The organism is Arthrobacter sp., from assembly GCF_031988865.1.
GTDB lineage: Bacteria > Actinomycetota > Actinomycetes > Actinomycetales > Micrococcaceae > Arthrobacter_B.
Genome location: NZ_DALZXY010000138.1, coordinates 1 through 5,476 on the forward strand (window position 1 = coordinate 1; position 5,476 = coordinate 5,476).

Consider the following 5,476-nt stretch of genomic DNA (forward strand, 5'->3'; position numbering starts at 1 on the left):
CAGATCAACACACCGAGCCGCTCCAACGCCCCGATAGTCTCCTCAAATCCCAGCAGCTTCGCCGAGCCCAGCGATAACCGCCCAGCAAACCCCACCGGAACCCCAGCACCGGGTACAGCGGACAGGTCTTCGGGATCAGCGCAAAACACCGCAGCGGAACCAGAACCCGCGGGCCCGGGCACACCACCGTCTTCCCGGCCCGGGGCGCCGGGCACACCACCGTCTTCCCGGCCCGGGGCGCCGGGCACACCACTGTCTTCCCGGCCTGCGGGCCCGGTAAACGGAGTGTTCGGGGAGCTGCTCATACCCCAACACTTTCAGCTGCCACCGACATTCCAAGCCCCAAAACAGGCCTTTTCAGCCGCACCAATTACTGGTCTTTCGACCCGCACTACTCAACTTTTTGTGGCAGACGTTCAGGGAGCCGAAACCCAGGCGAGTGTCTGTGCCAGGGGCCCCTTCGACGGGCCGCAGCCGTCACACACCACGGGTGGCCGTCCAAACTTCCTGAGACTTAGGACCGGTCCAGGCCGCAGCCGGATCGCACACCGACAGCCCGCCGACGCGTGCCCATAGCCGGGTCGGCAGCCCGACAACCGACCGCACCAGCAGCCCGTTGAACCGCGCCCGCTCCGCAGCAGCCGTCGAGACGCGCTACCCGCCCTGCAACCGCCGTCGAGCCGCACTCCAGCCGCCCACTAACCGCGCGCCACCCGCGCTACCCGACCCGCAACCGCGCGCTACCCGCGCCGATAGCCAGCGCCTATCAGGCGTAGAGGTCGAAAATCCCCTTGACCATCGCCGCCGCCGCGCCGATGAACGCGATAACGATGACGCCAAAACGCACATGCTCATCGCTGATGTGTTTCTGGAGCTTCTCTCCCGTATAGATACCGGCCACGATCAGCACCCCGATCATGATCCAGGAAAGTGCGCTAAACGGGGGCATCTGGCCCGGGTCCATCGTGAGCTTCACGCTCAGGGTAACGATGGCAATGGTCACGAAAAACGGCTGAAGCGTTGCCGCAAACGATCGCTGCGGCCACCGCGCCATCACCGCGTAGGCGCTGACTGCCGGACCGCCGACACCGGCAACCGCGTTCGTGACGCCCGAGGCGAACCCGGCAACTGCCTTCGCTGTGTTCCCGGTAACCACCACCGAGTTGCGCGCCAGCACCAGCGAAGCGCCCAGGGCAACCAGCACGATCGCACCAACAATCACGGCCATCGGCGCCGCCGGAAGGTACACGGCTGCAATCGACGCCGGGATGCTGCCCGCGACTGCCGGAATGGCCAGCCAGCGGTACATACTCCAGTCAACTTCCTTCCAGACGCGGAACATGATCAGGAGGGACGAAATCAATCCGCAGATGTTCACCATCAGGACGCCGCCATGGGCTCCAAGGATGATGACGAGGAAGGGGGAAATGAGCAGTGCGAAGCCGAGCCCGGCGATTCGCTGGGCGACGGCCCCGATAAAGATGGAGGTCAACACCACAATGAGAAGTCCGGTAGTCACCCAAACACACTACGCTGAGCCTATGGTTTCTCCTGCTTCGGCACTCCAGACGGCTGACTGGCGCAGACGCATCTTCGATATATATGCGCAGGTCAGGCGTACCGCCACGGCGGAATCGCCGTCGACCGCCCACGACCTGTGGCGCACCGAACGTAACCGGCTCTTCGGTTCCCACCCCGCTTCCCCGTTGGAAGGCTCCGCGAAGGCACGCTTCACGGGGCTCGCCGTCGCACCCTATGATCCTGCGCTGCGTTTCGAGGCAGCGATTGACGACGACGGCGCCGGGCAGCGCATGGAGGTTCCCACCGGGACCGACGGGACGGTGTACTTTGAGCGGCTGGGAACGGTGCAGGTCCCCGGTGTTGGCGGCCTGGCACTGTGGCGGCTGGCCACGTACGGCGGCGGACTTTTCCTCCCGGTTCGGGACTCCCTCGCAGGAACGGACGGCGGAACTTACGGCGGCGGGCGCTATTTGCTGGACACGATCAAGGGAGCGCATTTGGGTGAACGCTCGGAGGATTCGCTGATCCTGGACTTCAATTTCCTGTACAACCCCTCCTGCGCCTACGACGAACGCTGGGCGTGCCCGCTGCCCGGACCGGACAACCGTGTGGATGTCCCGTTGATGGCGGGTGAACTCTATGCCGAGTACTGAGTCAGGGTCCTTTCCCGTTGGGCCTGCGTCGCCCACGGATGCCGCTGCTTTGGCCACACTCGCGGCCCTGACCTTTCCGTTGGCCTGTCCGCCAGCGGTGACGGAGGACGAGGCGGCAGAATTCGCAGCCCGGGCGTTGTCGGCGGACGCATTTTCCGGGTATATCCAGAATGAGGCCCGGAGGGTCTTGATAGCCCGGGGTGCTGCAGAGCCGATCGGTTACGCCCTGCTGGTCCTGGAGCCGCCTTCGGATCCACTGATCGCTGCGGCCTTGGCAGACCTGCCGGGCCCGGTGGCGGAGCTCTCCAAGTTCTACACGCATCCGGCTGCCCATGGGCGGGGTGTGGCGTCCGCGCTGATGACCTCAGTGTTGCAGGCAGCCGAGGAGACGGGGGCTGGTTCCCTGTGGCTCGGCGTTAATGGCCTGAACCTGAGGGCACAGGCCTTTTATCGGAAGTCGGGGTTCTCGGTGGTGGGACGCAAACAATTCCCACTGGGTCCGCATGTTTTCGATGACCTCGTGTTGGCCCGCACTCTCTCCCCCGCAGGCTGAGCCGATGCAGACGTTCCTCCCGTATGAAGGCTTTGCCAGCAGCGCACGGGTCCTGGATCCACCCAGATTGGGAAAACAACGGGTTGAGACCCTGCAGATTTTGCGGGCGCTGGTTGTTCCGGATTACGGATGGCAGAACCATCCGGCGACTCGGATGTGGATGGGATATGTTCCGGCGCTGACCGCGTACGGGCTGGCGATGGCCGACGAGTGGGTCTCGCGCGGCTTCGCGGACACGGTTCGGGACCAGCTGCTGGAGTTCGCACCCGAGGCAGCGTCCGACGTCGTTCCCAAGCCGCCATGGCTGGGTGACACGGCGTTTCATGAAGGCCACCGCTCGAATCTCCTTGGAAAAGATCCGGACTTTTATGCGGGCCTGTTTCCGGGGACTCCGGCGGGCCTGCCGTATGTCTGGCCGGAGCCCGAAGCGCCGACGGCTCCCCCTGAGCCAGCCGACCCGTGGCTGTGGATCGCCCGTCCAGTCCGGGATCCCGACGGTCCGGTCATCGAGCTGCCAATGCTCTCTGCCCGCGGCACTCCCATCACCGGCAAGAGAGGCCGCCAATTGGAGCGTTTTCTGGAGGCTATGAACGACGGCGATACTGTGGCGTTGCTGGGTACGGACCGTTCGCAGCTGGAGCTGGGCCACGTTGGGCCGGTGACTTTGACGAATGACACTGCGCGGCGGAGGATTTCGCTGACCGGGACGGTGGTGGCCCGGTCTGCTTTCGCCTATCCCGCTTTGCTGCAGGATCCGAGGACGCTGTTCACAGTGCCGGTTCCGGCCTCCCGCGAAAACTAGGGCTACCACCCGACAGATTCCGCGGTGTCTACGAACCATCCGTCGCCCGTATAGGTTCCTTCAATGATGAGACGGAAGGCGTTCAAGTCCCCAGCGGTGACCCCGGTAGATTGGCCGGCACTGTCCCGGTAAATGATCACGCGTTGACGGACGGCCACGATTGCTTGTCGTCGGTTTTCCGGCGTCAGGACGAATGCTGACTCCAAATCTTCCACTTCGACGTTTCCGCCCTCCAACCAGCCGCCCTCCACATAGGGAACGGGAATGTCCTCATAGAAGTTCACGCAGACCTTACAGTTTGGACCGCTAATGGCCCTGACCGGTTCCACATCACCGGTTTCATACCCGTAGTTGATCAAATCGAACCAGTACTCAACGAACGCCAGGAAACCCTCTACGGTTTCTTGTTTCGCCACCTCGGGAAGTGTCGGGAGCACCACGTTGACTGCCGGGCCTTGTCCCGAAGCCTGGCTGTATGACGGTGTGGGAGCCGGGAGCGGAGTCGGGGATTCAGATGCTTCCGCGGAACCGCCCGCTGCGGGACTAGAAGCGGGTGCATCACCGGCCGGACCCCCGGTTCCGGCCGCAGCTGAGCAACCGCTTATGAGGAACAGCGCCACGACGAACGCCATACTTTGCCCAATTCTTTTGCCCGCCTGTGCCGCCTTGTTTTTGCTCATGTTCGTCCCCTTGATCCGCCCTCAGCGATCTGTGTTCCGCTGATGCTACTGGCTCAGGGCAAGGGGTTTGGGGTTATCCACAGGCGTATATCCGGTCAGCCACTGGGAGAGAAGAACGCTGTCAAAGCTGGCGTATTTAGCAGCCGACGCCCGTTGGATTGACCAGGCAGTCATCAGCCACATTCCGGGACTCTGAACGCCACACGCTGAGGACCTGCACCGGCGACGTCACCTGCGCCCGGCCGTCGATGGGGACCATCGGGCCGCCATTCACGGAGTACTCCCCCGAGAAATGGGTGGTCACGGTGACCGGGAAATCACCGGTCTGCTCATATATATGGCTGGTTGCTGTCTGCTCCCCCCAGCGGAATTCAGGGAGCGGACCGCCGGGGACTCGAACGGGCCCCAATGAAGTGCCATCTCCGTAATCGAAAGTGTATTCCGTGGGCTCAACGACGATGCGGATCGACTGGCCAAGAAGGTTCATTTCGAAAACCTGTTCACCGGCCTCCACATAAACGTTCGTGTGCGCCCCGACGAGAGTATGGGGACTCGGCTGCATCGTCAGCTGACCGGGAGTAATCGGACTTTCCTGGAAAGCGGTCAGAACCGCCTCGCGGATTCGTTCCTCGAAGGCGGCGGGGTCCTCTGAATAGATGCAGCTGGGACTTTCCGAGACTCGTGACCAGCCTGATGGAGCCCTCGTCTTTAGGCCTGCAAACCACCACACCAGCCTGCCATCTGGACCAGCCGAGCATTGAGCTGCCTGAGATAAACAATCCACATCGCCGTATTCCTGGTCTTCGAAGCACACCAATTCAAAACGGTATCCGATGGGATTCTCAGGAATTCCGAAGTCAAAACTGGCCCAGATTCCACTCTGATGTTGCTGCCAACTACCTGTCACTTTGTCATCATGCATGCCGGAGCTTCCATTGGAAGACTCTGCAGCAACAGTAGGAAGAACGAAGAAACTAGCCACCACAGCGAAAGTGAGTGTTACAACAGACAATCGGTAAAGTGATCTCATTCAAAGTCACATACTTGAGAGTTGTTCGACGAACCACTGACCTGCTAAGAACTTTGCCTCCATGATCTGTGCAACCGGTTTGCTGCTGCCAGGATGGGTTTCGTAGACCTTTCCATCAGGACCCCGAAACTCCAAAGGATCCTGCGTGAACTGGATCAGCACTTGATAGTCGCCCTCCGGCGACAGGACATAGGCACTGTCTGCGTCTTGAAAGTTAATTTTGGCACCAGATATCCA

At 61.9% G+C, this 5,476-nt stretch carries 7 protein-coding genes and 1 pseudogene; 3 read left to right on the forward strand and 5 right to left on the reverse strand.

The annotated features are described in order from the left end of the window. Positions 1-305: pseudogene (locus RTN46_RS16240) on the reverse strand (hypothetical protein); the annotation flags it as partial. A 461-nt stretch (positions 306-766) separates the two neighbouring features. Beyond that, complete coding sequence (locus tag RTN46_RS16245; RefSeq protein ID WP_312182939.1) at positions 767-1,519, reverse strand: sulfite exporter TauE/SafE family protein; 753 nt, start codon at positions 1,517-1,519, stop codon at positions 767-769. 22 nt (positions 1,520-1,541) lie between these two features. Between RTN46_RS16245 and RTN46_RS16250 the strand changes: the two genes are divergently transcribed. The 3 genes from RTN46_RS16250 to RTN46_RS16260 are packed head-to-tail and all read left to right on the forward strand — an operon-like array spanning position 1,542 to position 3,529. Further along, a complete protein-coding gene (locus tag RTN46_RS16250) occupies positions 1,542-2,174 on the forward strand; it encodes a DUF1684 domain-containing protein (protein WP_312182940.1) in 633 nt (210 codons plus the stop codon). Next, the gene (locus RTN46_RS16255) at positions 2,161-2,727 is read left to right on the forward strand and encodes a GNAT family N-acetyltransferase (protein ID WP_312182942.1); all 567 of its coding nucleotides are present in this window, start codon (positions 2,161-2,163) and stop codon (positions 2,725-2,727) included. The genes RTN46_RS16250 and RTN46_RS16255 overlap by 14 nt, the downstream gene beginning before the upstream one ends. Positions 2,728-2,731: 4 nt before the next feature. After that, positions 2,732-3,529, forward strand: coding sequence for an MSMEG_6728 family protein (locus RTN46_RS16260; protein ID WP_312182944.1), 798 nt, complete (start codon positions 2,732-2,734; stop codon positions 3,527-3,529). A 2-nt stretch (positions 3,530-3,531) separates the two neighbouring features. Here the strand turns inward: RTN46_RS16260 and RTN46_RS16265 are convergent, their stop codons facing one another. The 3 genes from RTN46_RS16265 to RTN46_RS16275 form a co-directional block, all read right to left on the reverse strand. Continuing rightward, positions 3,532-4,209, reverse strand: coding sequence for a DUF6318 family protein (locus RTN46_RS16265; RefSeq protein WP_312182946.1), 678 nt, complete (start codon positions 4,207-4,209; stop codon positions 3,532-3,534). A gap of 136 nt (positions 4,210-4,345) precedes the next feature. Further along, positions 4,346-5,131 carry a hypothetical protein gene (locus RTN46_RS16270; RefSeq protein WP_312182948.1) on the reverse strand — a complete coding sequence of 262 codons (786 nt, stop codon included), beginning with the start codon at positions 5,129-5,131 and terminating at the stop codon, positions 4,346-4,348. A 114-nt stretch (positions 5,132-5,245) separates the two neighbouring features. Beyond that, positions 5,246-5,476: hypothetical protein (locus RTN46_RS16275; protein WP_312182949.1), on the reverse strand; the 231-nt coding region annotated here is incomplete at its 5' end.

Coding starts and splice junctions, on each gene's coding strand:
- RTN46_RS16250 (WP_312182940.1), top strand. CDS start 1,542: ATGGTTTCTCCTGCTTCGGCACTCCAGACGGCTGACTGGCGCAGACGC.
- RTN46_RS16255 (WP_312182942.1), top strand. CDS start 2,161: ATGCCGAGTACTGAGTCAGGGTCCTTTCCCGTTGGGCCTGCGTCGCCC.
- RTN46_RS16260 (WP_312182944.1), top strand. CDS start 2,732: ATGCAGACGTTCCTCCCGTATGAAGGCTTTGCCAGCAGCGCACGGGTC.
- RTN46_RS16265 (WP_312182946.1), bottom strand. CDS start 4,209: ATGAGCAAAAACAAGGCGGCACAGGCGGGCAAAAGAATTGGGCAAAGT.
- RTN46_RS16270 (WP_312182948.1), bottom strand. CDS start 5,131: ATGCATGATGACAAAGTGACAGGTAGTTGGCAGCAACATCAGAGTGGA.